The organism is Streptomyces shenzhenensis (genome assembly GCF_003688995.1).
GTDB lineage: Bacteria > Actinomycetota > Actinomycetes > Streptomycetales > Streptomycetaceae > Streptomyces > Streptomyces shenzhenensis_A.
This window is the reverse complement of record NZ_PENI01000028.1, coordinates 1-26,590: the sequence shown is the minus strand read 5'-3', so window position 1 is coordinate 26,590 and position 26,590 is coordinate 1. Positions and strand designations below refer to the sequence as shown.

The following is a 26,590-nucleotide window of genomic DNA, read 5'->3' as shown; positions in this document are numbered from 1 at the left end:
GATCGCGCTCTGATGACTGCCACCCTCGTCGCCAAGAACCTCGCCGCCGGGCACGGCGACCGCTCGCTCTTCTCCGGCCTCGACCTCGTCGTCGCGCCCGCGGACGTGATCGGGCTGGTCGGTGCCAACGGCGCGGGCAAGTCCACGCTGCTGCGGCTGCTCGCCGGGCTCACCCCGCCCGAGCAGGGCGAACTACGGCTCTCCCCGCCGACCGCGACCGTCGGCCATCTGCCGCAGGAGCCCGAGCGCAGGCCCGGCGAGACCGTACGGGAGTTCCTCGCCCGCCGCACCGGCGTCGCCCGGGCGCAGCGGCTGATGGACGAGGCCACCCAGGCGCTCGTGGACGGGGCGCCCGGCGCCGACGACGCCTACGCCGCCGCCCTGGAGCGCTGGCTCGACCTCGGCGGCGCGGACCTGGAGGAGCGGGCCGAGGAGGTCACCGACTCGCTCGGCCTGGCCGTCGGCCCCGACCAGCCGATGACCTCGCTGTCCGGCGGCCAGGCGGCCCGCGCCGGCCTCGCCTCGCTCCTGCTGTCCCGCTACGACGTCTTCCTGCTCGACGAGCCCACCAACGACCTCGACCTCGACGGCCTGGAACGCCTCGAACGCTTTGTGACCGGCCTGCGCGCCGGCACGGTCGTCGTCAGCCACGACCGCGAGTTCCTCACCCGCACCGTCACCAAGGTCCTCGAACTCGACCTCGCGCAGCGGCAGATCAACCTCTACGGCGGCGGCTACGAGGCCTATCTGGAGGAGCGGGAGGTGAGCCGGCGCCACGCCCGGGAGGACTACGAGGAGTACGCAGACAAGAAGGCGGCCCTCCAGGAACGGGCCCAGATGCAGCGCACCTGGACGGACAAGGGCGTGCGCAACGCGCGCCGCAAGGCGGGCAACGACAACGACAAGATCGGCCGCAAGTTCCGCAGCGAGGCCAGCGAGAAACAGGCAGCCAAGGCCCGCCAGACCCAGCGCATGATCGAACGGCTCGACACCGTCGAGGAGCCGCGCAAGGAGTGGGAGCTGCGGATGGAGATCGCCTCCGCGCCGCGCTCCGGCGCCGTCGTCGCCACGCTCAGGGACGCCGAGGTGCGCCGCGGGGACTTCGTCCTCGGCCCGGTGACGCTGCAGCTCGACTGGGCGGACCGGATCGCGGTGACCGGCGCGAACGGCGCGGGCAAGTCCACCCTGCTCGGCGCGCTGCTCGGCCGGGTCCCGCTGACCGCGGGCCATGCCGCGCTGGGCTCGGGCGTCCTGGTCGGCGAGGTGGACCAGGCCCGAGCGCTGTTCCACGGCCCGGAGCCGCTCCTGGACGCCTTCCGCGCGGCCGTCCCGGACACCGAACCGGCCGACGTCCGCACCCTGCTGGCCAAGTTCGGCCTGAAGGCGGAGCATGTGCTGCGCCCCGCCGCGACGCTCTCCCCGGGCGAACGCACCCGGGCCGCCCTGGCCCTGCTCCAGGGCCGGGGCGTCAACCTCCTGGTCCTCGACGAGCCGACGAACCATCTCGACCTGCCCGCCATCGAACAGCTCGAGTCGGCCCTCGACGGCTACCGCGGCACGCTGCTGCTGGTCACCCACGACCGCCGCATGCTGGACGCCGTCCATGTCACCCGCCGCCTGGAGGTGGCGGGCGGCAAGGTCACGGAACGCTGACCGACCGCTCGTCGGCCGCCGGGCCGGGCCCGGGCAGCCCGTCCTGCCGCATCCTGGAGACCGCACCGGGCCCGGCTCCTCCTCTCGCATCCAAGGAGCCGGGCCCGGACGGTTCGGCGGCGGTCCGCCGGCGGGTCAGCGGCGGTCGTTCTTCGAGGAGTCGAGCAGGCCCGCGCGCCGCAGCGCGTCCGCCATCGCGCTGTTGGCCGGCGGCGGTGCCTGGCGTCCGCCCCGGTCACCGCCGCGGCCCTGGCCCTGCCGCGGGCGCTGGCCCTGCCGCTGCTGCGGCGGACGGCCACCGCCGCCGCGCTGCTGCTGCTGCCCCTGCGGCGCGGCCTCGTCGTCCAGCCGCAGCGTCAGCGAGATCCGCTTGCGCGGGATGTCCACGTCGAGGACCTTCACCTTCACGATGTCCCCGGGCTTGACGACGTCCCGCGGGTCCTTCACGAACGTCCGTGACATCGCGGAGACGTGGACCAGACCGTCCTGGTGGACACCGACGTCCACGAACGCCCCGAACGCCGCCACGTTCGTGACCACGCCCTCCAGGATCATCCCGGACGTGAGGTCGGAGAGCTTCTCCACGCCCTCCTTGAAGGTGGCCGTCTTGAACGCCGGCCGCGGGTCGCGCCCCGGCTTCTCCAGCTCCTTGAGGATGTCGGTCACGGTCGGCAGCCCGAACGTGTCGTCGACGAACTCGGCCGGCTTCAGCGAGCGCAGCAGCGCCGTGTTGCCGACCAGGGCGGCCACCTCCTGGCCGCTGGTCTTCACCATGCGCCGCACCACCGGATACGCCTCCGGGTGCACGCTGGAGGTGTCCAGCGGGTCGGTGCCGCCGCGGATGCGCAGGAAGCCCGCGCACTGCTCGTACGCCTTCGGACCCAGCCGGGCCACGTTCCTCAGCTCGCCGCGCGACGTGAACGGGCCGTTCGTGTCGCGGTGCGCCACGATGTTCTCGGCGAGGCCCGAGGAGATCCCGGACACGCGCGCGAGCAGTGGCACGGACGCCGTGTTGACGTCCACGCCCACGCCGTTCACACAGTCCTCGACCACCGCGTCCAGCGAGCGGGACAGCTTCACCTCGGACAGGTCGTGCTGATACTGGCCCACGCCGATCGACTTCGGGTCGATCTTGACCAGTTCGGCCAACGGGTCCTGCAGACGGCGGGCGATCGACACCGCGCCGCGCAGCGACACGTCCATCTCCGGCAGTTCCTGCGAGGCGAAAGCGGAGGCCGAGTAGACGGAGGCGCCGGCCTCCGACACCATCACCTTGGTGAGCTCCAACTCCGGATGCTTGGAGACGAGTTCACCGGCGAGCTTGTCGGTCTCGCGGGACGCCGTGCCGTTGCCGATCGCGATCAGCTCGACCGCGTGCTGCTTCGCCAGCCGGGCCAGCGTGGCGATCGCCTCGTCCCACCGGTTGGCCGGCACATGCGGGTGGATGACCTCCGTCGCCGCCACCTTGCCGGTCGCGTCGACCACGGCCACCTTCACGCCCGTACGGAAGCCGGGGTCCAGGCCCAGTGTCGCGCGGGTGCCCGCCGGCGCGGCGAGCAGCAGGTCGCGCAGATTGCTGGCGAACACGTCGACCGCCTCGTCCTCGGCGGCCGTACGCAGCCGGAGGCGCAGGTCGATGCCGAGGTGGACGAGGATGCGGGTGCGCCAGGCCCAGCGCACCGTGTCCAGCAGCCACTTGTCGGCCGGGCGGCCACGCTCGGCGATGCCGAAGCGGTCCGCCACGATCCCCTCGTACGACGACGGGGTCCCCGGGGTGTCGGCGGGCTCCTCCGGCTCCAGGGCGAGGTCCAGGACCTCCTCCTTCTCACCGCGCAGCATTGCGAGCACCCGGTGCGAGGGCAGTTCGGGGAACGGCTCGGCGAAGTCGAAGTAGTCGGCGAACTTGGCGCCCGCCTCCTCCTTGCCCTCGCGCACCTTGGCGGCCAGCCGCCCGCGCACCCACATGCGCTCACGCAGCTCGCCGATCAGGTCGGCGTCCTCCGAGAACCGCTCGGTGAGGATCGCCCGCGCGCCCTCCAGGGCGGCCTGCGGATCGGCGACGCCCTTGTCGGCGTCCACGAAGGCGGCGGCAGCGGCGAGCGGCTCGACACCCGGGTCGCCGAGCAGGCCCTCGGCCAGCGGCTCCAGACCCGCCTCGCGGGCGATCTGCGCCTTGGTCCGCCGCTTCGGCTTGTACGGCAGGTAGATGTCCTCCAGGCGCGCCTTGGTCTGCGCACCACGGATCTGCGCCGCCAGCTCCTCGGTGAGCTTGCCCTGCTCGCGCACCGACTCCAGGATCGCCGTCCGCCGCTCCTCCAGCTCCCGCAGATAGCGCAGCCGCTCCTCGAGCGTGCGCAGCTGCGCGTCGTCGAGCATCTCGGTCGCTTCCTTGCGGTAGCGGGCGATGAAGGGCACCGTCGAGCCGCCGTCCAGCAGCTCCACCGCGGCCTTCACCTGCCGCTCCCGTACGCCGAGCTCCTCGGCGATCCTGCCTTCGATGGACCCTACTTCGAGGGTCCCGGGTGTCGTCACGATCCCGTACCGCCTTCTCACTGGGGTTGCGCGGCAATTGTGGCAGGTGGCACCGGCAACAGGGGATCAGGGCGCTCCCGCCGCGCGGTCACATCCACCGGTCCGGTGGCAGGAAAGGTGGGGAAGGCGTCATTGCAGCCGTCCCCGGGACCGCGAAGAATCGGAGGCATGGCGCAGCGAACCGTCCTCGTCGTCCTCTTCGACGGCGTGCAGAGCATCGACGTCACCGGCCCGGTGGAGGTCTTCGCCGCGGCCGAGACGCGCTCCCCGGGCACGTACCGGATCCGTACCGCCTCCCTGGACGGGGCCGCGGTGCGCACCTCCAGCGGGCTCACCCTGGTGCCCGACCACGCCCTCGCCGAGGCGCCCGATCCGCACACGCTGCTCGTCCCCGGCGGGGCCGGCACCCGCCGGTCCGATCCCCGGCTCACCGCGTGGCTGCGCGCCCGCGGCCCGCGTGCCGCGCGTCTGGTGTCCGTGTGCACGGGCGCGATCCCGCTCGCCGAGGCGGGACTCCTGGACGGCCGCCGGGTCACCACCCACTGGGCGTACTGCGACCGGCTGGCCCACGACCATCCGGCCGTACGGGTCGACCCGGACCCCATCTACGTGCGCGACGGGCAGGTCGCCACCTCGGCCGGGGTCACCGCGGGCATCGACCTGGCCCTCGCCCTCGTCGAGGAGGACCTCGGCCGGGACGTCGCGCTGACGGTCGCCCGCCATCTGGTGGTGTTCCTGCGCAGACCCGGGAACCAGGCCCAGTTCAGTGCCCAGTTGGCGGCCCAGACGGCCCGGCGCGAGCCCCTCCGGGAGGTGCAGCGGTGGATCACCGAGCACCCGGCCGACGACCTGAGCGTCGAGGCGCTCGCGGCGCGGGCCGCGCTCTCCCCGCGCCACTTCGCCCGCGCCTTCCGGACCGAGACCGGCATGACACCCGGCCGCTATGTCGACCGGGTGCGCCTGGAACACGCCCGCCGGCTGCTGGAGGAGACCGGCGACGGCGTCGAGGAGATATCCCGCGCGAGCGGCTACGGCACGCCCGAGGCCATGCGCCGCGCCTTCGTCAGGGCGCTGGGCACACCCCCGGCCGAGTACCGCCGCCGCTTCCGCCCCGCCCCGACCGCCTGAGCCGACCGCCTGCCCCGGCCGGCCGGCGCCACGCGCTCCCCGCAGGGCGCTCCCTCCGGCGCGCCCGGAAAGGATTCCCGTGCAGATCGCCATCGTCCTCTTCGACCGCTTCACCGCCCTGGACGCCGTCGGACCCTACGAGACCCTCGGCCGTCTCAGCGGTGCCGAGACCGTCTTCGTCGCCGAGCGCACCGGGCCCGTCCGCAACGAGGCCAAAAGCCTCGCGCTCACGGCCGACCGGACGCTCGCCGACGTGCCGCACCCCGACATCGTGGTCGTGCCCGGCGGCCCCGGCCAGACCCCGCAGATGGCCGACGCGGCCCTGCTGGACTGGCTGCGGGCCGCCGACGCCACCAGCACCTGGACCACGTCGGTGTGCACCGGCTCGCTGCTGCTGGCCGCCGCCGGCCTGCTCGACGGCCGCCGCGCCACCTCGCACTGGCTGGCGCTCGACGCCCTCGAACGGTTCGGCGCACGGCCGACGGGGGAGCGGGTCGTCTTCGACGGCAAGTACGTCACCGCGGCCGGCGTCTCCGCCGGCATCGACATGGGGCTCGCCCTGCTGGGCCGGATCGCCGGCGACGAAGCGGCGCAGGCGGTGCAGCTGATGACCGAGTACGACCCGCAGCCGCCCTACGACGCGGGCTCCCCGGCGAAGGCGCCCGCCCACCTCGTCGAGCGGTTCCGCGCGGACAGCCGGTTCAGCGCGGGGCGGGCACGCTCCAGGTGAAGCGCGGCGCCCGGCGCTCCAGGAACGCGGCGACGCCCTCCGCGGTGTCGCCGCTGCCGCGTGCCTGCGCCGCCCAGTGGCCGTCCCGGTCCGTGCGCCCGTTCGCGAACTCCTTGGCCGCGGCCTGCGTCAGCTGCGAGCGGGCGGCCAGGATCCGGCCGAACTCCGCGACCCGCTTGTCCAGTTCGCCCTCCGGCAGCACCTCGTCGACGAGACCGGTGCGCAGCGCCCGTGCCGCGTCGATCAACTCGCCCGAGAACAGCAGGTACTTGGCGGTGGCCGGCCCCACCAGCGACACCAGCCGCCGGGTGGCGGACGCGGCATAGACGATGCCGAGCCTGGCCGGAGTCACCCCGAACAGCGCCCCGGCCTCGGCGAACCGCAGGTCGCAGGCGGCCGCGAGCTGCGCCCCGCCGCCCACGCAGTGGCCCCGGACGGCGGCGAGCGTCGGCTTCGGGAACGCGGCCAGCGCCTCCTCGGCGGCCCCGGCGAGCCGCTGCGCCCCGTCCGGCGAGTCCCGGAGGGTCGAGATGTCGGCGCCGGCGCAGAAGGTCCCGCCCGCGCCGGTGAGCACCAGCGCCCGCACGCCGGGATCGGCGGCCAGGGCGTCGAGCAGCGGGGGCAGCGACCGCCACATCGCGGCCGTCATGGCGTTGCGTTTGGCCGGGTGGTGGACGACGACGGTGGCGACCGAGTCGGTGACCGAGTGCAACAGCTGGGGCTCCATGCGCGGGATGCTATCGGGCGCGGTCGGATGAGCCGTACAACCCGAAGAGTTCGCGAAGACGGCCCGCGGGCGACAGGAGCAGTCCCGCACCTGACCCGGTCATACGCCAACGATCAGAAACGCTCGATAACTGCTGACTTGTGTTCAGTTCGGTGGAGAGGAGCGGAGCGTTGCCAACACTCGACGTGTGGTGACAATCGAGCGCAAGGGCGGCGACCGGACCATGGAAGAGGACGGGCGCGGGTACGGCCCGTGCCCCGAGGAAGGCGCCCGGCGACCGCCGGGTCCACTGCCGTACGAAGGAGTGTGGCGGTTCACCGCCCCCGCCGTCGACGGCTCGGTGCCGCAGGCGCGACACGCCGTGCGGGACCTGCTCGCGCGTCAGGGCGTGCCGGTCTCCGACGAGCTGGTCCACGGCCTGCTGCTGATCGTGTCCGAACTGGTCACCAACGCGGTCAAGCACGCGGCGCTGCTGTCGCCGATGCTCGCCGTGGAGGTCGCCGTCGGCGCCGAGTGGGTGCGGGTGTCGGTGGAGGACAACCACCCCTACCGCCCGAGCGCCCTGGAGGCCGACCACGGCCGGACCGGCGGACGGGGGCTGCTTCTGGTGCGCGAGGTGGCCCGGGAGGCGGGCGGCACGGTCGACGTGGCGCACACGGCGAGCGGCGGCAAGGTGATCTGGGCCGCCCTGCCGCTCAAGCCCGGAGGGATCCCATGAGGCCCCTCACCAGCCCGCGTCCGGCCCTGTCAGTTCCCGGATCGCGGGCCGGGCCGCGTCCAGCACGGTCATGAACCAGGCGGAGAAAGGATCCCGCGCGTGCCGCTCCGCCAGCTCGGCCGGGGTGACGAAGGCCGTCGCCGCGACCTCCTCCGGGTCCGGCACCACGGCCGCCTGGACCAGGCCGACGAACAGATGGTTGTACTCCTGCTCGACCAGCCCCGAGGCCGGATCCGGATGGTTGTAGCGGACCGTGCCGGCCTCACCGAGCAGCGCCGGGGACGCCCCCAGCTCCTCGAACGTGCGCCGGGCCGCCGCCGCGAACGGCGCCTCGCCCGGGTAGGGGTGGCCGCAGCAGGTGTTGGACCACACACCGGGGGAGTGGTACTTGTCCAGCGCCCGCTGCTGGAGCAGCAGCCGGCCGTGCTCGTCGAACAGGAACACCGAGAACGCGCGGTGCAGCCGCCCCGGTGGCTGATGGGCGGCGAGCTTCTCCGCGGTGCCGATCGTCACACCCTTCTCGTCGACCAGTTCCAGCAAAATCGCCTCTGCGGTGCCGTTCGACGAACTGTGCGTCGCGGTGGCAGGTGTGATCGGCATACCCATCCTTCGCCTCGGTCTTCGCACCCCAAGTCTGCCGTACGCAGGGGGCACTCCCGGCACCTCCCGGCGCGTCCGCATGTCCCGGCCGCGGCCGGAACGGCGGCCGGGACAGCGGTCACCCCGGCCGGCCGGGATACGGCCCTGCGGGGCGTGCGTCAGTGGCACAACCGCGCCTCGTGCTCCGCGTGCCCGCCCGGCTCCAGCTGGAAGGTGCAGTGCTCCACGTCGAAGTGATGCCCGAGGCAGCCCTGCAACTCGTGCAGTATCTTCTCGTGCCCGATGGCGCTGAGCACGTCCGAGCGCACGACCACATGCGCGGACAGCACCGGCAGGCCGGAGGTGATCGTCCAGGCGTGCAGATCGTGGACGTCCTCCACGCCGTCCAGCGCCAGGATGTGCGCCCGCACCTGCGTCATGTCGACGTCCTTGGGGGCCGCCTCCAGCAGCACGTCCAGGGTCTCGCGCAGCAGCTTCACGGTACGCGGGACGATCATCAGGCCGATGACCAGCGAGGCGATCGGGTCGGCGGGCTGCCAGCCGGTGACCACGATCAGCCCGGCCGAGATCAGCACCGCGAGCGAGCCCAGGGCGTCCGCGGCCACCTCCAGGAACGCGCCGCGCACGTTCAGGCTCTCCTGCCGGCCCCGCAGCAGCAGCGAGAGCGAGATCATGTTCGCGACCAGGCCGACCGCGCCGAACACGATCATCAGCCCGCCCTCGGTGTCGGCGGGCGTGAAGAACCGCTGCACCGCCTCGGACAGGACGTAGCCGCCGACGCCGAGCAGCAGCAGACAGTTGGCGAGCGCGGCGAGGATCTCGGCGCGCGCGTAGCCGAACGTGCGGTTCGTGCTCGCGGGGCGGCCCGCGACATGGATGGCGAGCAGCGCCATGCCGAGCCCCAGCGCGTCCGTCGCCATGTGCGCCGCGTCCGCGATCAGCGCGAGCGAATCCGCGAGCACACCGCCGACGATCTCGACCACCATGACGGTGAGCGTGATCGACAGGGCGATGCGCAGCCGGCCGCGGTACGCCGCTGCCGCCGTACCGGTCGGCGCGGGCCCGTGCCCGTGCCCGTGATCGTGCCCAGCGCCCATCGGGACCGCCCTTCCGTGTTCTCCGTGTGCTCCGGTGCTCCGTGTTCCTGCCGGAGATCACAGTGAACTACGGGTGGGGGGTATCCGGCAACGCGGCATCGAACACCGTTGTCATGTGCCCTGACCTGCGTAAACGAAGCCCAGGTCAGGGCGGTCCCCGGTCACTGTGCGAGGCGTGCGCGCCAGCCACGCCAGGCCGACTCGACCATCTCGGGCACCCCGTGCCGCGCCCGCCAGTCCAGCGTCTCGGCGGCCAGCCGCGCCGAGGCGACCGCGCGCGGCGCGTCCCCGGGGCGCCGGTGCTCCACGACGGGCGCGCGCCGGTCGCCGGTCACCTCGCCGATGACCGCGATCAGTTCGCGGACGGAAACGCCCTCCCCGCGGCCGATGTTCACGGTCAGGTCGCCGGTCAGGCTCTTCTCGGCGAGCCCGCGCGCCGCCGCCAGATGCGCCTCGGCCAGGTCGGCGACATGGATGTAGTCGCGGACGCACGTGCCGTCCGGCGTCGGATAGTCGGCGCCGAAGATCCGCGGGGCCTCGCCCCGGGTGAGCCGGTCGAACACCATGGGCACGATGTTGGACACGCCCGTGTCGGCGAGTGCGGGCGCGCCCGCGCCCGCCACGTTGAAGTAGCGCAGGCACACCGTGGCGATGCCGTGCGCCCGGCCCGCCGCCCGCACCAGCCACTCCCCGGCGAGCTTGGTCTCGCCGTACGGGTTCACCGGCGCGCACGGCGTGTCCTCGGTGATCAGGGCCACGTCCGGGTTGCCGTACACGGCCGCCGACGAGGAGAAGACGAACCGCTCGATCCCGGCGTCGGCGACCGCCTCCAGGAGCGTGCCGAGGCCGCCCACGTTCTCCCGGTAGTAGCGGAGGGGCTGCGCCACGGACTCGGCGACCTGCTTGCGCGCCGCGAGATGCACCACACCGGTCACCGCGTGCTCGGCGAGGACCCGCGCGACCAGCGCCCCGTCCAGCGTGGACCCCTCGACCAGCGGGATGTTCGCGGGGAGCCGCTCCGGCACCCCCGCCGACAGATCGTCCAGCGCCACCACGTGCTCCCCGGCGTCCGCCATGGCCCGCGCCACATGTGCCCCGATGTATCCGGCCCCGCCGGTGATCAGCCACGTCATGGTCGCCCAGCCTATGCCGACACCCGTCGGCCATTCGCTATGCCCCCTATGTCCCCTATCTCCCGTCCACTGTTCTTTTCCTCGTGCGCGGGCCACGGGGCGCGGTTTGTGGGCCGGGCCCCCGATCGCTGATGATGATCTCGGCACAGGCCGCAGCAGACCGCGTCGACCGGCCCGTGAACGGCCGGTGAACAAGGTCTTCCGGGTATCCGATAACCTCTGCCGACAATGCCGCCCGGGCGCCCCGGACGAGCGGCGCCCCACCCAGCAGACGACCGGCGCACGCGCCGGCACCCAGGGAGTGAGTTCGGTTGTCGACCGCCATCGTCACCGGTCAGCCGGTGCCCGGATCGTCACTCGAGAACGATCTGCGGTCCCTCGGCTTCGAGGTGCGGGTGGCCGCCGACGCCGCCGACGCCGGCACACTCCTCGCGGCCGTCCCCGCCGGCCGGCGGGTGGCCCTGGTCGACGCCCGCTTCGTCGGCCATCCGCACGCGCTGCGCCTCGGCCTCACCGACCCCCGCTTCCCGCTCGCCGCCGTCGCGGGCGCCGTCACCGCCCAGCCCGCCGGCCGCGAGGCCCTGACCCGCGCGCTGGCCCGGCAGACCACGGCGGGCGGCGGCACGGCGGTGGCCGTCGACAGCCTCGCCGACCGTGTCGTCACCGCCCTCGACGCCGAGGGCGGTGCGGTGCACCGCCCCGAACTGGGCAGCCTGGTCGCCGTCGTCCCCACCGACCCGCAGACGCGCAACGAGGCACGGCAGGCCGTCGCCGCCGTCGACGACGAGGCCGTACGCCTGAAGTCGGCCGTGAAGGCCCGCGACGGCTTCTTCACCACGTTCTTCATCAGCCCGTACTCGCGCTATCTCGCCCGCTGGTGCGCCCGCCGCGGCCTGACCCCCAACCAGGTCACCACCGCCTCGCTGCTCACCGCGCTGATCGCGGCGGGCTGCGCGGCCACCGGCACCCGCGGCGGCTTCGTCGCCGCCGGCCTCCTGCTCATCCTCTCCTTCGTCCTGGACTGCACCGACGGCCAGCTCGCCCGCTACTCGCTGCAGTACTCCACGCTCGGCGCCTGGCTGGACGCCACCTTCGACCGGGCCAAGGAGTACGCCTACTACGCCGGTCTCGCCCTCGGCGCGGCCCGCGGCGGCGACGACGTGTGGGCGCTCGCGCTCGGCGCGATGATCCTGCAGACCTGCCGGCACGTCGTGGACTTCGCCTTCAACGAGGCGAACGCCGGGGATCCGGCCGGCACCGCCAACACCAGCCCCACCGCCGCCCTCTCCGACCGGCTCGACGGCGTCGGCTGGACGGTGTGGCTGCGCCGGATGATAGTGCTGCCCATCGGCGAACGATGGGCCATGATCGCCGTCCTCACGGCCGTCACCACCCCCCGCATCACCTTCTACGTGCTGCTCGTCGGCTGTGCCTTCGCGGCCGCCTACACCACCGCGGGCCGTGTGCTGCGCTCGGTGACCCGCCGGACGCGGCGTACGGACCGGGCCGCGCAGGCGCTGGCGGACCTCGCGGACTCCGGCCCGCTCGCCCAGGCCCTCGCCCGCACCGTCGGGCGGGGGCTGCCCGGGCTCGCCGTCCCCGCGCTCGCGCTGGCCGGCGGGGCCGTCGTCGTCTGCGCCGCCGCGCTGTCCGACTTCGGCGGACCGCTGCCCGTGGCCGGGGCCGTGGTCTATGCCATCGCCTCGGCCCTCGCGGTCGCCCGCCCGCTCAAGGGTGCCCTCGACTGGCTGGTCCCGCCGTTCCTCCGGGCCGCCGAGTACGGCACCGTGCTCGTCCTCGCCTGGAAAGCGGAGGTGAACGGAGCCCTTCCTGCGGCTTTCGGCCTGGTGTCCGCCGTCGCCTACCATCACTACGACACGGTGTACCGGATCCGGGGCAACGCCGGAGCGCCGCCGGCCTGGCTGGTGCGTGCCATCGGGGGGCACGAGGGGCGGACGCTGCTCGTCACCATCCTGGCCGCGTTGCTCACCGCCGCGCAGTTCAAGGTCGCGCTCACGGTCCTTGCCGTGGCCGTCGCCCTGCTGGTGCTCGCCGAGAGCATCCGCTTCTGGGTGGCCTCCCATCTGGGGGGCGCACCCGCCGTACACGACGAAGGAGAACCCGCATGATCGGCCTCGTGCTCGCGGCCGGCGCCGGACGGCGCCTGCGCCCCCACACCGACAGCCTGCCCAAGGCTCTGGTGCCGGTGCGTTCCGCGGGACAGGCGGGCATAGAGGAGCCGGTCACGGTGCTCGACCTCACCCTCGGCAACTTCGCCGAGATCGGCCTGACCGAGGCCGCGATCATCGTCGGGTACCGCAAGGAGGCCGTGTACGAGCGCAAGGCGGCCCTGGAGCGCACGTACGGTCTGCGGCTCACCCTCATCGACAACGACAAGGCCGAGGAGTGGAACAACGCCTACTCCCTGTGGTGCGGCCGTGACGCCCTCAAGGACGGGGTGATCCTCGCCAACGGCGACACCGTCCACCCGGTCTCCGTCGAGCGGACCCTGCTGGCCGCCCGCGGCGACGGCAAGAAGATCATCCTCGCCGTGGACACGGTGAAGTCGCTGGCCGACGAGGAGATGAAGGTCGTCGTCGACCCCGCCAAGGGCGTCCAGCGGATCACCAAGCTGATGGACCCGGCCGAGGCCACCGGCGAGTACATCGGCGTCACCCTCATCGAGGGCGACGCCGCCCCCGAACTGGCCGACGCGCTCAGGACCGTGTGGGAGACCGACCCGCAGCAGTTCTACGAGCACGGCTACCAGGAACTCGTCAACCGCGGCTTCCGGATCGACGTGGCGCCGATCGGCGACGTCCAGTGGGTCGAGATCGACAACCACGACGATCTGGCCAGGGGACGGGAGATCGCGTGCCAGTACTGACCCGGCTCATCCCCTCGCCGGTCGTCGTGGACATCCGTCCGGGCGCCCTCGACGATCTGGCCTGCGTCCTGGCCGACGAGCGCATCTCGCACTCGGGGCGGCTCGCCGTCGCCGTCAGCGGCGGCTCGGGCGCCCGGCTGCGCGAGCGCCTCGCCCCCTCGCTGCCGGGCGCCTCCTGGTACGAGGTCGGCGGCGGCACCCTCGACGACGCGGTCCGGCTGGCCGGCGCCATAAAGGCCGGCCACTACGACGCGGTGGTGGGCCTCGGCGGCGGCAAGATCATCGACTGCGCCAAGTTCGCGGCGGCCCGCGTCGGCCTGCCACTGGTCGCCGTGCCGACCAACCTCGCGCACGACGGCCTGTGCTCCCCGGTCGCCACCCTCGACAACGACGCGGGCCGCGGCTCCTACGGCGTGCCCAACCCGATCGCGGTCGTCATCGACCTGGACGTGATCCACGATGCCCCGGTCCGTTTCGTGCGCTCGGGCATCGGCGACGCCATCTCGAACATCAACGCGATCGCGGACTGGGAGCTGGCCAACCGCGTCAACGGCGAGAAGATCGACGGCCTGGCCGCGGCCATGGCCCGGCAGGCCGGCGAGGCGGTGCTCCGGCACCCCGGCGGCGTCGGCGACAACGGTTTCCTCCAGGTGCTGGCCGAGGCGCTGGTCCTCACCGGTGTCGCGATGTCGATCTCGGGTGACTCACGACCCGCCTCGGGCTCCTGCCACGAGATCAACCACGCCTTCGACCTGCTCTTCCCCAAGCGCGCGGCGAGCCACGGCGAGCAGTGCGGCCTGGGCGCGGCCTTCGCGATGTACCTGCGCGGAGCCCACGACGAGGCGGCGAACATGGCCGAGGTGCTGCGCAGGCACGGGCTGCCCGTCCTGCCGCACGAGATCGGCTTCACACAGGACGAGTTCGTCCGGGCCGTGGAGTTCGCCCCGGAGACCCGGCCCGGCCGCTACACGATCCTCGAACACCTCGACCTCAAGACCCATCAGATCAAGGACATCTACGCCGACTATGTCAAGGCCATCGGTAGCTGAACTGCGCACGGTCGTCCATCCCCCCGGGGTGAAGGACCGGCGCAGCGGTGAGCACTGGATGGGACGCCTCTACATGCGCGAGGTGTCCCTGCGCGTCGACCGCTATCTGGTCACCACGCGCGTCACCCCCAACCAGCTCACGTACCTGATGACCGTCTGCGGTGTGCTCGCGGCCCCGGCACTGCTCGTGCCGGGGATCGCGGGCGCCGTGCTCGGGGTGCTGGCGGTCCAGCTGTATCTGCTGCTGGACTGCGTCGACGGCGAGGTCGCCCGCTGGAAACAGCAGTACTCGCTCGGCGGGGTGTATCTGGACCGGGTCGGCGCCTATCTGACCGACGCCGCGGTCCTGGTGGGCCTCGGCCTGCGCGCCGCCGACCTGTGGGGCCCCGGCCGCATCGACTGGCTGTGGGCCTTCCTCGGGACGCTCGCCGCCCTCGGCGCGATCCTGGTCAAGGCCGAGACCGACCTGGTGGGCGTCGCCCGCCACCAGGGCGGGCTGCCGCCGGTCCGGGAGGCCGCGGCCGAGCCGCGGTCCGCCGGCATGGCGCTGGCCCGCCGCGCCGCCGCGGCCCTCCAGTTCCACCGGCTGATCCTCGGGATCGAGGCGTCCCTGCTGATCCTGGTCCTGGCCGTCGCGGACGCGCTCAGGGGCGACCTGTTCTTCACCCGGCTCGGCACCGCCGTGCTGGCCGGCATCGCGCTGCTGCAGACCGTGCTGCACCTGGTGTCCGTCCTCGCCTCCAGCAGGCTGCGGTGAGCGCCGTGGACACCTCGACCCCGCTGAAGGTCGGCGCGGTGATCATCACCATGGGCAACCGCCCCGACGAGCTGCGCGCCCTGCTCGACTCGGTCGCCAAGCAGGACGGCCAACCGGTCGAGGTGGTCGTCGTCGGCAACGGCTCGCCCGTGCCGGACGTCCCCGAGGGCGTACGCACCATAGAACTGCCCGAGAACCTGGGCATCCCGGGCGGGCGCAACGTGGGCACGGAGGCCTTCGGGCCCAGCGGCCGCGACGTCGACATAGTGCTCTTCCTCGACGACGACGGACTGCTCGCCCAGCACGACACCGCAGAGCTGTGCCGCGCGGCCTTCGCCGCGGACCCGCGGCTCGGCATCATCAGCTTCCGCATCGCCGACCCGGACACCGGCGAGACCCAGCGCCGGCATGTGCCGCGGCTGCGCGCCGCAGACCCGATGCGCTCCTCCCGGGTCACCACCTTCCTCGGCGGCGCCAACGCCGTCCGCACCCGGGTCTTCGCCGAGGTCGGCGGGCTGCCGGACGCGTTCTTCTACGCCCACGAGGAGACCGATCTGGCCTGGCGCGCCCTCGACGCCGGCTGGATGATCGACTACCGCTCCGACATGGTGCTGTACCACCCCACGACCGCCCCCTCCCGGCACGCGGTGTACCACCGCATGGTCGCCCGCAACCGCGTCTGGCTGGCCCGGCGCAACCTCCCCGCGCCGCTCGTCCCCGTCTATCTGGGGGTCTGGCTGCTGCTGACCCTGGCGCGCCGCCCCTCCCGCCCGGCCCTGCGGGCCTGGTTCGGCGGGTTCCGGGAGGGCTGGGCGACCCCGTGCGGACCCCGCCGGCCCATGAAGTGGCGTACGGTGTGGCGGCTGACCCGGCTGGGCCGGCCGCCGGTGATCTGACAAGCTCGACCCAAGGGGGCGCGCGGCGCCACGACGAATTCGAAGACGAAAGTTTCCACGCGTGAGTGAGACAACGCATGACGGCGGAGTCGCGGTGACCGCGGCCCCGTCGCTCTACGAGGGACTGACGGCGGAGCAGCTCGCCGCCAAGTACGGCCTGACCGTGAGCGGCGCCCGGCCCTCGCTCGTCGAGTACGTCCGTCAGCTGTGGGGGCGGCGGCACTTCATCCTCGCCTTCTCCCAGGCGAAGCTGACGGCCCAGTACAGCCAGGCCAAGCTCGGCCAGCTGTGGCAGGTCGCCACCCCGCTGCTGAACGCGGCCGTGTACTACTTCATCTTCGGTCTGATCCTCAAGGCCAGCCGGGGCATGTCGCACGACGTCTACATCCCGTTCCTGGTCACGGGCGTGTTCGTGTTCACCTTCACGCAGAGTTCGATCATGTCGGGCGTGCGCGCCATCTCCGGCAACCTGGGCCTGGTGCGGGCCCTGCACTTCCCGCGCGCCTCGCTGCCGGTCTCCTTCGCGCTCCAGCAGCTCCAGCAGCTGTTGTTCTCGATGATCGTGCTGTTCCTGGTCGCGGTGGGCTTCGGCAGCTATCCCACGCTGTCCTGGCTGCTGATCGTGCCGACGCTCGCACTGCAGTTCCTCTTCAACACCGGGCTCGCGCTGGTCGTGGCCCGCATGGGCGCCAAGACGCCGGACCTGGCCCAGCTGATGCCGTTCGTGCTGCGCACCTGGATGTACACCTCCGGCGTCATGTTCTCGATCAACAAGATGCTCGAAGGCCGTCCCGAGTGGATCGTGCGCGTGCTCCAGGTCAACCCGGCCGCGGTCTACATGGACCTGATGCGCTTCGCGCTCATCGACGGCTACGGCTCCTCGAACCTTCCGCCGCACGTCTGGGCCATCGCCCTGTTCTGGGCCGTCGTCGCCTTCGCCGGCGGCTTCGTGTACTTCTGGAAGGCGGAGGAGCGCTACGGCCGTGGCTGAGCAGAGCACCGTGCAGACCGCCCCGACCGTCATCGCGGACGATCTGCACATCGTCTACCGCGTCAACGGCGCCAGGACCGGCAGGGGCAGCGCCACCGCGGCCCTCAGCCGCATCCTGGGGCGGGGCTCCGACGACGCGGCGCGGGGCGTGCGCAAGGTGCACGCCGTGCGGGGCGTCTCCTTCGTCGCCCACCGGGGCGAGGCCATCGGGCTGATCGGCTCCAACGGCTCCGGCAAGTCGACCCTGCTGCGGGCCATCGCCGGTCTGCTGCCCGCCGAGCGCGGCAAGGTCTACACCGACGGCCAGCCCTCGCTGCTCGGCGTCAACGCCGCCCTGATGAACGACCTCACCGGCGAGCGGAACATCATCCTCGGTGGCCTTGCCATGGGCATGTCGCGCGAGCAGATCAAGGAGCGCTACCAGGAGATCGTCGACTTCTCCGGCATCAACGAGAAGGGCGACTTCATCACCCTCCCGATGCGCACCTACTCCTCCGGCATGGCCGCCCGGCTGCGCTTCTCCATCGCCGCGGCCAAGGACCACGACGTCCTCATGATCGACGAGGCGCTGGCCACCGGCGACCGCAAGTTCCAGCGGCGCTCCGAGGACCGCATCCGGGCGCTGCGCAAGGAGGCCGGCACGGTGTTTCTGGTCAGCCACAACAACAAGTCCATCCGTGACACCTGCAATCGCGTCCTGTGGCTGGAGCGCGGCGAGTTGCGGATGGACGGACCGACCGACGAGGTGCTCAAGGAGTACGAGAAGTTCACGGGCAAGTAGCCCGGCGCGCCGGGGCCCCGCCGGAACCTTTCCGGCGGGGCCTGCGTCTGCAAAGGAAAAGTCAACTCGGGGCCGCCTTGGGAATCTTGGCGCCAATCGGTGTGTTGTTGTGATGTGCAAGACACCCCGACGGACCTCGCCGCGTTGTACAACGTAAGCTGTAGCGGTCCCGGAAAGCGGCAAGTGGGGCGATAATGCGCGACACCTTCCGTCGGGGCCGTCTCGGCGGGCGGCTGGGCGGCGTGTCCGAAATAGTGTGTATTGGGTCGGCAGTGTAGAACGGGAGATGTGACGGCAATGGCTACGGAGACTCCCCAGCTCAGCGCAGCATGTGCCGTCCCTGCCCTGGCCCCGGGCAGTGCACGGTGACGGGAACCGATACGGCGCGCCCGGAGAGCCCGGAGCGCGGCACGCTCGACAAGGCCGCGGGCGAGAACTTCCCCGTGGCTCCGTTCTTCCTGCCCCGGGCCTGGCGCGACGACCTGATGGCGGTCTACGGCTTCGCCCGTCTCGTCGACGACATCGGCGACGGCGACCTCGCCCCGGGCGGCGCCGACGCCCGGCTGCTCGGCGTGTCGCCCGCGGCGGCGGAGGACCGGCTCGTCCTCCTCGACGCGTTCGAGGCCGATCTGCACCGCGTGTTCGACGCCACCCCGCGCCACCCGCTGCTGCGCCGTCTCCAGCCCACCGTCCGCCGCCGCTCCCTCACCCCGGATCCCTTTCTCGGCCTGATCGCCGCCAACCGCCAGGACCAAGTCGTCAAGCGGTACGAGAGCTACGACGACCTCCTTGCGTACTGCGAACTGTCCGCCAACCCCGTCGGCCGCCTCGTCCTCGCCGTCACCGGCACCTCGACCCCCGAGCGGATCCGTCTCTCCGACTCGATCTGCACCGCTCTGCAGATCGTCGAACACCTCCAGGACGTGGCCGAGGACCTCGGCCGCGACCGGATCTACCTGCCTGCCGAGGACATGAAGCGCTTTCAGGTCCAGGAGGCGGATCTCGCCACGAAAACCGCGGGCGCATCGGTGCGCGCCCTGGTTGCGTACGAAGCCCAACGCGCCCGCGACCTCCTGAATGAAGGCGCCCCCCTGGTGGGTAGCGTCCACGGCAGGTTGAAGCTGCTGCTCGCGGGGTTCGTGGCGGGGGGAAGGGCGGCGATCCGGGCGATCGCCGCCGCCGAATACGACGTACTTCCCGGCCCGCCCAAGCCCGGCAGGGTCCAGCTGCTGCGCGAGGTGGGCGTGACTCTGCGAGGAGAGGGGTGATCCGGACCGTGGAGTCGGAAGCACCTGCGACCGCACCGGTACTCGCCGCCTACAGCTACTGCGAGGCCGTGACCGGACAGCAGGCCCGTAACTTCGCGTACGGCATCAGACTGCTGCCGACGCCCAAGCGGCGCGCGGTGTCGGCGCTGTACGCCTTCTCCCGGCGTGTCGACGACATCGGTGACGGCGAGCTGGCGGACGACGTCAAGATCGCGCGGCTCGACGAGGCCCGGGCGCTGCTCGCCCGCGTCCACGAGGGCGAGGTCGCCGAGGACGACACCGACCCGGTCGCTGTCGCCCTCGCCCATGCCGCCCGGGCGTTCCCGATCCCGCTCGGCGGGCTCGACGAACTCATCGACGGCGTCCAGATGGACGTGCGCGGCGAGACCTATGAGACCTGGGACGACCTGAAGGTCTACTGCCGGTGCGTGGCCGGCGCCATCGGCCGGCTCTCGCTCGGCGTGTTCGGCACCGGACCCGGGGCGCGCGGCGCCGAGCGCGCCTCCGAGTACGCCGACACACTGGGCCTCGCCCTGCAGCTGACCAACATCCTCAGGGACGTCCGTGAGGACGCCGCGGGCGGCCGTACCTATCTGCCCGCCGACGACCTCGCCAAGTTCGGCTGCTCGGCCGGTTTCAACGGGCCGAAACCACCGGAGGGCGCCGACTTCGCGGGCCTCGTGCACTTCGAAGTGCGACGGGCCCGCGCCCTTTTCGCCGAGGGCTACCGGCTGCTCCCCATGCTCGACCGGCGCAGCGGCGCGTGTGTCGCCGCCATGGCCGGGATCTACCGCCGGCTGCTCGACCGCATCGAGCGCGAGCCCGAGGCCGTGCTGCGCGGCCGGGTCTCGCTGCCCGGGCACGAGAAGGCGTACGTCGCCGTGCGCGGACTGTCCGGCCTCGACACCCGGCACGTGGCCCGGCGGACCGTCAGGAGGCGCGCCTGATGGACACGAAGAGCCAGGACGAACCGGCCGAACCGGCCGGGAGCCGGCAGGCAACCCTCCGGCGCGGCGCGGCATCCCTGACTGAGACGGCCCGCCGTGCACCGTTCGACCGGCGCGGCGGGCGGGCACGGAAGGACGCACCATGACCGACGGCACGCGGTCCGAGGGGCCGCACGCTGGCGGCCCGGAACGCACCGGGCGCAGTGCCGTCGTGGTCGGCGGCGGGCTGGCCGGTGTCACGGCCGCGCTCGCGCTCGCCGACGCGGGCGTCCGCGTCACCCTGCTGGAGGGCAGGCCGAGACTGGGCGGCCTCGCCTTCTCCTTCCGTCGCGGCGAGCTGACCGTGGACAACGGCCAGCACGTGTATCTGCGCTGCTGCACCGCCTACCGCTGGTTCCTCGACCGGATCGAGGGCGCGGAGCTGGCACCGCTGCAGAACCGTCTCGACGTGCCCGTCCTCGACCTCGCCAGGCCCGAGGGCCGGCGGCTCGGCAGGCTGCGGCGCGACCCGCTGCCCGTACCCCTGCATCTGGGCCGGAGCCTGGCCGCGTATCCGCATCTGTCGCTCGCCGAGCGGGCCAGGGTGGGGCGTGCCGCGCTCGCGCTCAAGGGGCTCGACCTCGCCGATCCGACCCTGGACACCCAGGACTTCGGCAGCTGGCTGGCCGCTCACGGCCAGTCGGCGCGTGCCGTCGAGGCCCTGTGGGACCTGGTCGGGGTCGCCACCCTCAACGCGGTCGCGGGCGACGCCTCGCTGGGGCTCGCCGCGATGGTGTTCAAGACCGGTCTGCTGTCCGACCCGGGCGCCGCCGACATCGGCTGGGCCCATGTACCGCTGGGCGAACTGCATGACCGGCTGGCCCGCAAGGCGCTCGACTCCGCGGGCGTCCGTACCGAGGTCCGTACACGCGTCACCTCCGTCTCCCATAACGAGAACGGGAGTTGGAGCGTTCAGGTTCCCGGCGAGACACTTCGTGCCGACGCGGTCGTGCTCGCCGTACCCCAGCGCGAGGCGCACGGTCTGCTGCCGCCCGGCGCCCTAGACGACCCCGAGCGGCTGCTGCGGATCGGCACCGCGCCGATCCTCAACCTCCATGTGATCTACGACCGCAAGGTGCTCGGCCGGCCGTTCTTCACCGCCCTCGGCTCCCCGGTGCAGTGGGTCTTCGACCGCACCCACGCCTCGGGGCTGGCCACCGGCCAGTATCTCGCCGTGTCCCAGTCGACCGCGCAGGACGAGATCGACCTGCCCGTGGCCGTGCTGCGCGAGCGCTATCTGCCCGAACTGGCACGGCTGCTGCCGGGCGCGCGCGAGGCCGAAGTGAAGGACTTCTTCGTCACCAGGGAGCGCACGGCGACGTTCGCACCCACCCCAGGCGTCGGGCGGCTGCGGCCCGGCGCCCGCACCAATGTCCCCGGCCTCTACCTGGCCGGAGCGTGGACCGCCACCGGGTGGCCCGCGACCATGGAGAGTGCGGTCCGCAGCGGTGTGAGCGCGGCGGACGCCGCGCTCGGCGCCCTGGGCCGGCCCCGCCCGAGTCACCTCTTCGCGTTCGAGGAGGCGGCCTGATGCTCGATCAGCATGCGGCAGGCCCCCGCACCCCCGGTACCGCAACAAGAGGAGAGACTGTGCCCCCTGTGCCCGAGGCATCGACGGCCGCTCGAGCGACCGCGGTGGACGTGACCGCGCTCCTGGAGCGCGGCCGGACCCTGGCCACACCGGTGCTGCGGGCGGCCGTCGACCGCCTGGCCCCTCCCATGGACACCGTGGCCGCCTACCACTTCGGCTGGATCGACGCCCAGGGCAACCCCGCCGACGGGGACGGCGGCAAGGCCGTGCGGCCCGCGCTCGCCGTGCTCTCCGCCGAGGTCACCGGCGGCGCGCCGGAGACCGGCATCCCCGGCGCCGTCGCCGTCGAACTGGTCCACAACTTCTCGCTGCTGCACGACGACCTGATGGACGGCGACGAGCAGCGCCGGCACCGGGACACCGTCTGGAAGGTGCACGGCCCCGCCCAGGCCATCCTGGTCGGCGACGCCCTGTTCGCCCTCGCCAACGAGATCCTGCTGGAGCTCGGCACGGTCGAGGCCGGCCGCGCCACCCGCCGGCTGACCTCCGCCACCCGGGCCCTGATCGACGGTCAGGCGCAGGACATCTCCTACGAGCACCGCGACCGCGTCAGCGTCGAGGAGTGCCTGGAGATGGAGGGCAACAAGACCGGCGCGCTGCTCGCCTGCGCCTCCTCCATCGGCGCGGTGCTCGGCGGCGCGGACGACCGCACCGCCGACACCCTGGAGAAGTACGGCTACCACCTCGGCCTGGCCTTCCAGGCCGTCGACGACCTCCTCGGCATCTGGGGCGACCCGGAGGCCACCGGCAAGCAGACCTGGAGCGATCTGCGCCAGCGCAAGAAGTCCCTGCCGGTCGTGGCGGCGCTCGCGGCGGGCGGCGCCGCCTCCACGCGGCTCGGCGAGATGCTCGCCGCCGACGCCAAGAGCAGCGACTTCGAGAACTTCTCCGAGGAGGAGTTCGCGGCCCGCGCCGCCCTCATCGAGGAGGCGGGCGGCCGCGAGTGGACCGCCGACGAGGCGCGCCGTCAGTACACCATCGCCATCGAAGCCCTCGACGCCGTCGACATGCCCGACCGGGTACGGGCCGGGTTCGCGGCGCTCGCGGACTTCGTCGTAGTCCGAAAGAGATGATCACTATCGGTCGAATAACCCTCGCTTAGTCGCCGGCCGGTGTCGAGGGATGACGGACACCGGCCGACGGCGGACCCACAGCAGCACGACTCGCACGACTGCAGTAAGGGGAAGCCATGACAGCGACGACCGACGGAAGCACCGGGGCACTGCCGCCCCGCGCTGACTCGGCCAGCGAAGAAGTCCACCTCACGACCCCCGTGGCGGCCGGGGTACAAGAAGCCGCCGCACGCGCCGTACAGCGCGCCACCGACTTCCTGCTCGCGCAGCAGGACGCCGAGGGCTGGTGGAAGGGCGACCTCGAGACGAACGTCACCATGGACGCCGAGGATTTGCTGCTCCGCCAGTTCCTGGGCATCCGGGACGAGGCGACCACCCGCGCCGCCGCCCTCTTCATCCGCGGTGAACAGCGTGCCGACGGCACCTGGGCCACCTACTACGACGGCCCGGGCGAGCTGTCCACCACCATCGAGGCCTACGTCGCCCTCCGGCTGGCCGGCGACGCGCCCGACGCTCCGCACATGGCCAGGGCCGCCGCCTGGATCCGCGAGCGGGGCGGCGTCGCCGCCGCCCGCGTGTTCACCCGGATCTGGCTGGCCCTGTTCGGCTGGTGGAAGTGGGAGGACCTGCCCGAACTCCCGCCGGAGCTCATCTACTTCCCGAAGTGGTTCCCGCTCAACATCTACAACTTCGGGTGCTGGGCGCGGCAGACCATCGTGCCGCTCACCGTCGTCTCGGCGAAGCGCCCGGTGCGTCCGGCGCCGTTCGCGCTCGACGAACTGCACACCGACCCGGCCCACCCCAACCCGCCCCGGCCCCTCGCCCCGGCGGCGAGCTGGGACGGCCTGTTCCAGCGGCTCGACAAGGTCGTGCGCGGCTACCGCACGATCGCCCTGCGCCGGCTGCGCGGCGCCGCGATGAACGCCGCGGCCGGCTGGATCATCGAGCGGCAGGAGAACGACGGCTGCTGGGGCGGCATCCAGCCGCCGGCCGTGTACTCCGTCATCGCCCTGCACCTGCTCGGCTACGACCTCGAACACCCCGTGATGCGGGCCGGCCTGGAGTCGCTGGATCGTTACGCCGTGTGGCGCGAGGACGGCGCCCGGATGATCGAGGCCTGCCAGTCGCCGGTGTGGGACACCTGCCTGGCCACCATCGCCCTCGCCGACGCGGGCGTCCCCGCCGACCACCCGCAGCTCGTGAAGGCCGCCGACTGGATGCTCGGCGAGGAGATCGTACGGCCCGGTGACTGGACCGTGCGGCGGCCCGGACTCCCGCCGGGCGGCTGGGCGTTCGAGTTCCACAACGACAACTACCCCGACACCGACGACACCGCCGAGGTGCTGCTGGCCCTGCGCCGGGTCAGGCACCACGATCCGGAACGGGTCGAGAAGGCCATCGGGCGCGGGGTGCGCTGGGAGCTCGGCATGCAGTCGAAGAACGGCGCGTGGGGCGCCTTCGACGCCGACAACACCAGCCCGTTCCCCAACCGGCTGCCGTTCTGCGACTTCGGCGAGGTCATCGATCCGCCGTCGGCCGACGTCACCGCCCATGTCGTCGAGATGCTCGCGGTCGAGGGCCTGGCCCACGACCCGCGCACCCGGCGCGGCGTCGACTGGCTGCTGGCCGCACAGGAGCCGGACGGCTCCTGGTTCGGGCGCTGGGGCGTCAACTACGTCTACGGCACCGGATCCGTGGTGCCCGCGCTGGTCGCGGCCGGCCTCCCCGCCGCGCACCCGGCGATCAGGCGCGCCGTCACCTGGCTGGAGTCGGTGCAGAACGACGACGGCGGCTGGGGCGAGGACCTGCGCTCCTACCGGGACGTCAAGGGCTGGAGCGGCCGGGGCGCCTCGACCGCCTCGCAGACCGGATGGGCGCTGATGGCGCTGCTTGCGGCGGGGGAGAAGGAGTCCAAGGCCGTGGAGCGCGGCGTCCAGTGGCTGGCGGAGGCCCAGCGCGAGGACGGCTCGTGGGACGAGCCGTACTTCACGGGCACCGGCTTCCCCTGGGACTTCTCCATCAACTACCACCTCTACCGCCAGGTGTTCCCGATCACCGCGCTCGGCCGGTACGTGCACGGCGAGCCCTTCGCCGGCCGGGGCACCGGTGCGGCAGGGCGGCCCCGCGCCGACGCCGAGGGGAGCTGATGGACGCCCGGCCCGGCCCGGCCCCGCTGCTGATCGCCTGCGCGCTCGGCATCGAGCACCTCGCCCTGCGCGCCGGTGACCGCGGCGGGGCGGGCGGGCCGGTCACCGTCCTGCGTACCGGTATGGGGCCCAAGGCGGCGGAGCGCTCCGTCGCCCGGCTGCTCGCCGATCCCGCGCTCGCCGGGGCCGCCGTCCTGGCCACCGGCTTCTGCGCGGGACTCGCGCCCGGTATGCACCCCGGCGACCTGGTGGTCGCCGAGGAGACCCGGGACCCGCGCGGCGCCGTCCCGTGCGTCGGGACGGAACTGCTCGTCAAGGAACTCGTGCGCACCGTGCCGGGGCGCACCGTCCACACCGGCCCGCTCACCGGCTCCGACCACGTGGTCCGCGGTCACGAGCGGTCCGACCTGCTCGCCACCGGTGCGATCGCCGTCGACATGGAGTCGGCGGCCACGCTCCTGTGCGCCGTCCGCGCGGGCGAGCGTCCGGTTGCGGCGGTCCGGGTTGTCGTGGACGCTCCAGAACATGAACTCGTCCGGATCGGCACGGTGCGTGGTGGAATATCCGCTTTCCGTGTTCTTCGTTCTGTCCTTCCCGCTTTCTTTGAATGGCACCGTTCTTTGCTGCTCCCCCGGAGGTGAGCCAGATGGCCATGCCCCTGCGTCAGACCATCAAGGTCGCTACATACCTTGCTGAACAGAAGATCCGCAGGCGGGACAAGTTTCCGCTCATCGTCGAACTGGAACCGCTCTTCGCCTGCAACCTGAAGTGCGAGGGCTGCGGCAAGATCCAGCACCCGGCCGGGGTGCTCAAGCAGCGCATGCCGGTGGCCCAGGCCGTCGGCGCGGTGCTGGAATCCGGTGCGCCGATGGTGTCCATCGCCGGCGGCGAGCCCCTGATGCACCCTCAGATCGACGAGATCGTGCGTCAGTTGGTCGCCAAGCGGAAATACGTGTTCCTGTGCACCAACGCGATGCTGTTGCGCAAGAAGATGGACAAGTTCACGCCCTCGCCGTACTTCGCCTTCGCCGTGCACATCGACGGGCTGCGCGAGCGGCACGACGAGTCCGTGGCGAAGGAGGGCGTGTTCGACGAGGCCGTGGCCGCGATCAAGGAAGCCAAGCGGCGTGGCTTCCGGGTCACCACCAACTCGACGTTCTTCAACACGGACACCCCGCAGACCATCGTCGAGGTGCTCAACTTCCTCAACGACGAACTTCAGGTCGACGAGATGATGATCTCGCCCGCCTACGCCTACGAGAAGGCCCCGGACCAGGAGCACTTCCTCGGCGTCGAGCAGACCCGCGAGCTCTTCAAGAAGGCGTTCTCGGGCGGCAACCGGCTGCGCTGGCGGCTCAACCACTCCCCGCTCTTCCTGGACTTCCTGGAGGGCAAGGTCGACTTCCCGTGCACCGCCTGGGCGATCCCGAACTACTCGCTGTTCGGCTGGCAGCGCCCCTGCTACCTGATGAGCGACGGGTACGTGCCGACGTACCGCGAACTGATCGAGAAGACCGACTGGGACAAGTACGGCCGGGGCAAGGACCCGCGCTGCGCCAACTGCATGGCGCACTGCGGCTACGAGCCCACCGCCGTGCTCGCCACCATGGGATCGCTCAAGGAGTCGCTGCGCGCCATGCGCGAGACGGTCTCCGGGAACCGGGCGTGACACGATGACCGCCATCTCCCTGGGCGTCCCCGAGATCCCGCCCCGGCCGGTCGCCGAGCGGCGGCGGAGCCGGCAGATCCAGGTCGGCTCGGTGGCCGTGGGTGGGGACGCGCCGGTGTCGGTGCAGTCGATGACGACGACGCGTACGTCGGATGTGGGTGCGACGTTGCAGCAGAT

General features: G+C 72.4%; 25 protein-coding genes. 20 read left to right on the top strand and 5 right to left on the bottom strand.

Going from position 1 to position 26,590, the window contains the following annotated elements:
- The first annotated feature begins 12 nt into the window (after window positions 1-12).
- Window positions 13-1,653 carry an ABC-F family ATP-binding cassette domain-containing protein gene (locus CTZ28_RS33295; RefSeq protein ID WP_121893455.1) on the top strand — a complete coding sequence of 547 codons (1,641 nt, stop codon included), beginning with the start codon at window positions 13-15 and terminating at the stop codon, window positions 1,651-1,653.
- A gap of 135 nt (window positions 1,654-1,788) precedes the next feature.
- Here the strand turns inward: CTZ28_RS33295 and CTZ28_RS33290 are convergent, their stop codons facing one another.
- A complete protein-coding gene (locus CTZ28_RS33290) occupies window positions 1,789-4,185 on the bottom strand; it encodes a Tex family protein (RefSeq protein ID WP_121893454.1) in 2,397 nt (798 codons plus the stop codon).
- A 168-nt stretch (window positions 4,186-4,353) separates the two neighbouring features.
- Between CTZ28_RS33290 and CTZ28_RS33285 the strand changes: the two genes are divergently transcribed.
- Together CTZ28_RS33285 and CTZ28_RS33280 are read left to right on the top strand one after the other, a co-directional pair.
- Window positions 4,354-5,313, top strand: coding sequence for a GlxA family transcriptional regulator (locus tag CTZ28_RS33285; RefSeq protein WP_121893453.1), 960 nt, complete (start codon window positions 4,354-4,356; stop codon window positions 5,311-5,313).
- A 79-nt stretch (window positions 5,314-5,392) separates the two neighbouring features.
- Window positions 5,393-6,043: a DJ-1/PfpI family protein gene (locus tag CTZ28_RS33280; RefSeq protein WP_121893452.1), complete on the top strand. Its 651-nt coding sequence runs from the start codon at window positions 5,393-5,395 to the stop codon at window positions 6,041-6,043.
- On the opposite strand, the gene CTZ28_RS33275 is transcribed toward CTZ28_RS33280, so the two are convergent.
- The gene (locus tag CTZ28_RS33275) at window positions 6,015-6,770 is read right to left on the bottom strand and encodes an enoyl-CoA hydratase/isomerase family protein (RefSeq protein ID WP_121893451.1); all 756 of its coding nucleotides are present in this window, start codon (window positions 6,768-6,770) and stop codon (window positions 6,015-6,017) included. The two genes, CTZ28_RS33280 and CTZ28_RS33275, sit on opposite strands and share 29 nt — an antisense overlap.
- Before the next feature lie 223 nt (window positions 6,771-6,993).
- On the opposite strand from CTZ28_RS33275, the gene CTZ28_RS33270 reads away from it, so the two are divergent.
- Complete coding sequence (locus CTZ28_RS33270) at window positions 6,994-7,488, top strand: ATP-binding protein (protein WP_121893531.1); 495 nt, start codon at window positions 6,994-6,996, stop codon at window positions 7,486-7,488.
- A 6-nt stretch (window positions 7,489-7,494) separates the two neighbouring features.
- Here CTZ28_RS33270 and idi read toward each other — a convergent pair whose 3' ends face one another.
- The 3 genes from idi to galE all read right to left on the bottom strand — a co-directional run bounded on the left by idi (window position 7,495) and on the right by galE (window position 10,318).
- Window positions 7,495-8,088, bottom strand: a complete 594-nt coding sequence (idi, locus tag CTZ28_RS33265) for an isopentenyl-diphosphate Delta-isomerase (protein ID WP_121893450.1) — start codon at window positions 8,086-8,088, stop codon at window positions 7,495-7,497.
- Window positions 8,089-8,246: 158 nt separating this feature from the next.
- The gene (locus CTZ28_RS33260; RefSeq protein WP_121893449.1) at window positions 8,247-9,185 is read right to left on the bottom strand and encodes a cation diffusion facilitator family transporter; all 939 of its coding nucleotides are present in this window, start codon (window positions 9,183-9,185) and stop codon (window positions 8,247-8,249) included.
- A 161-nt stretch (window positions 9,186-9,346) separates the two neighbouring features.
- Entirely contained in the window at window positions 9,347-10,318 is a 972-nt protein-coding gene (galE, locus tag CTZ28_RS33255) for a UDP-glucose 4-epimerase GalE (protein WP_121893448.1), read from the bottom strand.
- 311 nt (window positions 10,319-10,629) lie between these two features.
- Here galE and CTZ28_RS33250 point away from each other — a divergent pair, with 311 nt between their 5' ends.
- The 16 genes from CTZ28_RS33250 to CTZ28_RS33180 form a co-directional block, all read left to right on the top strand.
- Window positions 10,630-12,447: a DUF5941 domain-containing protein gene (locus tag CTZ28_RS33250; protein WP_121893447.1), complete on the top strand. Its 1,818-nt coding sequence runs from the start codon at window positions 10,630-10,632 to the stop codon at window positions 12,445-12,447.
- A complete protein-coding gene (locus CTZ28_RS33245; protein WP_121893446.1) occupies window positions 12,444-13,205 on the top strand; it encodes a phosphocholine cytidylyltransferase family protein in 762 nt (253 codons plus the stop codon). Before CTZ28_RS33250 ends, CTZ28_RS33245 begins: the two co-directional genes overlap by 4 nt.
- Window positions 13,193-14,254, top strand: coding sequence for an iron-containing alcohol dehydrogenase family protein (locus tag CTZ28_RS33240; protein ID WP_121893445.1), 1,062 nt, complete (start codon window positions 13,193-13,195; stop codon window positions 14,252-14,254). The genes CTZ28_RS33245 and CTZ28_RS33240 overlap by 13 nt, the downstream gene beginning before the upstream one ends.
- Complete coding sequence (locus CTZ28_RS33235; RefSeq protein WP_121893444.1) at window positions 14,232-15,011, top strand: CDP-alcohol phosphatidyltransferase family protein; 780 nt, start codon at window positions 14,232-14,234, stop codon at window positions 15,009-15,011. The genes CTZ28_RS33240 and CTZ28_RS33235 overlap by 23 nt, the downstream gene beginning before the upstream one ends.
- Window positions 15,012-15,061: 50 nt before the next feature.
- Window positions 15,062-15,907, top strand: a complete 846-nt coding sequence (locus CTZ28_RS33230; RefSeq protein WP_121893530.1) for a glycosyltransferase family 2 protein — start codon at window positions 15,062-15,064, stop codon at window positions 15,905-15,907.
- 61 nt (window positions 15,908-15,968) lie between these two features.
- Window positions 15,969-16,898 (top strand): ABC transporter permease, encoded by a 930-nt coding sequence (locus CTZ28_RS33225; protein ID WP_121893443.1) that lies wholly within the window; start codon window positions 15,969-15,971, stop codon window positions 16,896-16,898.
- Complete coding sequence (locus CTZ28_RS33220; RefSeq protein ID WP_121893442.1) at window positions 16,891-17,679, top strand: ABC transporter ATP-binding protein; 789 nt, start codon at window positions 16,891-16,893, stop codon at window positions 17,677-17,679. The genes CTZ28_RS33225 and CTZ28_RS33220 overlap by 8 nt, the downstream gene beginning before the upstream one ends.
- Before the next feature lie 365 nt (window positions 17,680-18,044).
- A complete protein-coding gene (gene hpnC, locus CTZ28_RS33215) occupies window positions 18,045-18,947 on the top strand; it encodes a squalene synthase HpnC (RefSeq protein ID WP_121893441.1) in 903 nt (300 codons plus the stop codon).
- Window positions 18,944-19,894 (top strand): presqualene diphosphate synthase HpnD, encoded by a 951-nt coding sequence (gene hpnD, locus CTZ28_RS33210; protein ID WP_121893440.1) that lies wholly within the window; start codon window positions 18,944-18,946, stop codon window positions 19,892-19,894. Before hpnC ends, hpnD begins: the two co-directional genes overlap by 4 nt.
- Window positions 19,894-20,040: a DUF6380 family protein gene (locus CTZ28_RS47815; protein WP_220795474.1), complete on the top strand. Its 147-nt coding sequence runs from the start codon at window positions 19,894-19,896 to the stop codon at window positions 20,038-20,040. Before hpnD ends, CTZ28_RS47815 begins: the two co-directional genes overlap by 1 nt.
- A complete protein-coding gene (gene hpnE / locus CTZ28_RS33205; protein WP_121893439.1) occupies window positions 20,037-21,464 on the top strand; it encodes a hydroxysqualene dehydroxylase HpnE in 1,428 nt (475 codons plus the stop codon). The genes CTZ28_RS47815 and hpnE overlap by 4 nt, the downstream gene beginning before the upstream one ends.
- A gap of 68 nt (window positions 21,465-21,532) precedes the next feature.
- Window positions 21,533-22,597, top strand: a complete 1,065-nt coding sequence (locus CTZ28_RS33200) for a polyprenyl synthetase family protein (RefSeq protein WP_183154716.1) — start codon at window positions 21,533-21,535, stop codon at window positions 22,595-22,597.
- 116 nt (window positions 22,598-22,713) lie between these two features.
- Complete coding sequence (gene shc / locus CTZ28_RS33195) at window positions 22,714-24,744, top strand: squalene--hopene cyclase (RefSeq protein WP_121893437.1); 2,031 nt, start codon at window positions 22,714-22,716, stop codon at window positions 24,742-24,744.
- Complete coding sequence (locus CTZ28_RS33190) at window positions 24,744-25,385, top strand: phosphorylase family protein (protein WP_121893436.1); 642 nt, start codon at window positions 24,744-24,746, stop codon at window positions 25,383-25,385. Before shc ends, CTZ28_RS33190 begins: the two co-directional genes overlap by 1 nt.
- 5 nt (window positions 25,386-25,390) lie before the next feature.
- On the top strand, window positions 25,391-26,413 hold the full coding sequence (gene hpnH, locus CTZ28_RS33185; RefSeq protein WP_121893435.1) for an adenosyl-hopene transferase HpnH: 1,023 nt from the start codon (window positions 25,391-25,393) through the stop codon (window positions 26,411-26,413).
- Window positions 26,414-26,417: 4 nt separating this feature from the next.
- On the top strand, window positions 26,418-26,590 hold a 173-nt coding region (locus CTZ28_RS33180), incomplete at its 3' end, for a flavodoxin-dependent (E)-4-hydroxy-3-methylbut-2-enyl-diphosphate synthase (protein WP_183154707.1).

Coding starts and splice junctions, on each gene's coding strand:
- CTZ28_RS33295 (WP_121893455.1), top strand. CDS start 13: ATGACTGCCACCCTCGTCGCCAAGAACCTCGCCGCCGGGCACGGCGAC.
- CTZ28_RS33285 (WP_121893453.1), top strand. CDS start 4,354: ATGGCGCAGCGAACCGTCCTCGTCGTCCTCTTCGACGGCGTGCAGAGC.
- CTZ28_RS33275 (WP_121893451.1), bottom strand. CDS start 6,770: ATGGAGCCCCAGCTGTTGCACTCGGTCACCGACTCGGTCGCCACCGTC.
- CTZ28_RS33270 (WP_121893531.1), top strand. CDS start 6,994: ATGGAAGAGGACGGGCGCGGGTACGGCCCGTGCCCCGAGGAAGGCGCC.
- idi (WP_121893450.1), bottom strand. CDS start 8,088: ATGCCGATCACACCTGCCACCGCGACGCACAGTTCGTCGAACGGCACC.
- CTZ28_RS33260 (WP_121893449.1), bottom strand. CDS start 9,185: ATGGGCGCTGGGCACGATCACGGGCACGGGCACGGGCCCGCGCCGACC.
- galE (WP_121893448.1), bottom strand. CDS start 10,318: ATGACGTGGCTGATCACCGGCGGGGCCGGATACATCGGGGCACATGTG.
- CTZ28_RS33245 (WP_121893446.1), top strand. CDS start 12,444: ATGATCGGCCTCGTGCTCGCGGCCGGCGCCGGACGGCGCCTGCGCCCC.
- CTZ28_RS33235 (WP_121893444.1), top strand. CDS start 14,232: ATGTCAAGGCCATCGGTAGCTGAACTGCGCACGGTCGTCCATCCCCCC.
- CTZ28_RS33230 (WP_121893530.1), top strand. CDS start 15,062: ATGGGCAACCGCCCCGACGAGCTGCGCGCCCTGCTCGACTCGGTCGCC.
- CTZ28_RS47815 (WP_220795474.1), top strand. CDS start 19,894: ATGGACACGAAGAGCCAGGACGAACCGGCCGAACCGGCCGGGAGCCGG.
- hpnE (WP_121893439.1), top strand. CDS start 20,037: ATGACCGACGGCACGCGGTCCGAGGGGCCGCACGCTGGCGGCCCGGAA.
- shc (WP_121893437.1), top strand. CDS start 22,714: ATGACAGCGACGACCGACGGAAGCACCGGGGCACTGCCGCCCCGCGCT.
- CTZ28_RS33190 (WP_121893436.1), top strand. CDS start 24,744: ATGGACGCCCGGCCCGGCCCGGCCCCGCTGCTGATCGCCTGCGCGCTC.
- hpnH (WP_121893435.1), top strand. CDS start 25,391: ATGGCCATGCCCCTGCGTCAGACCATCAAGGTCGCTACATACCTTGCT.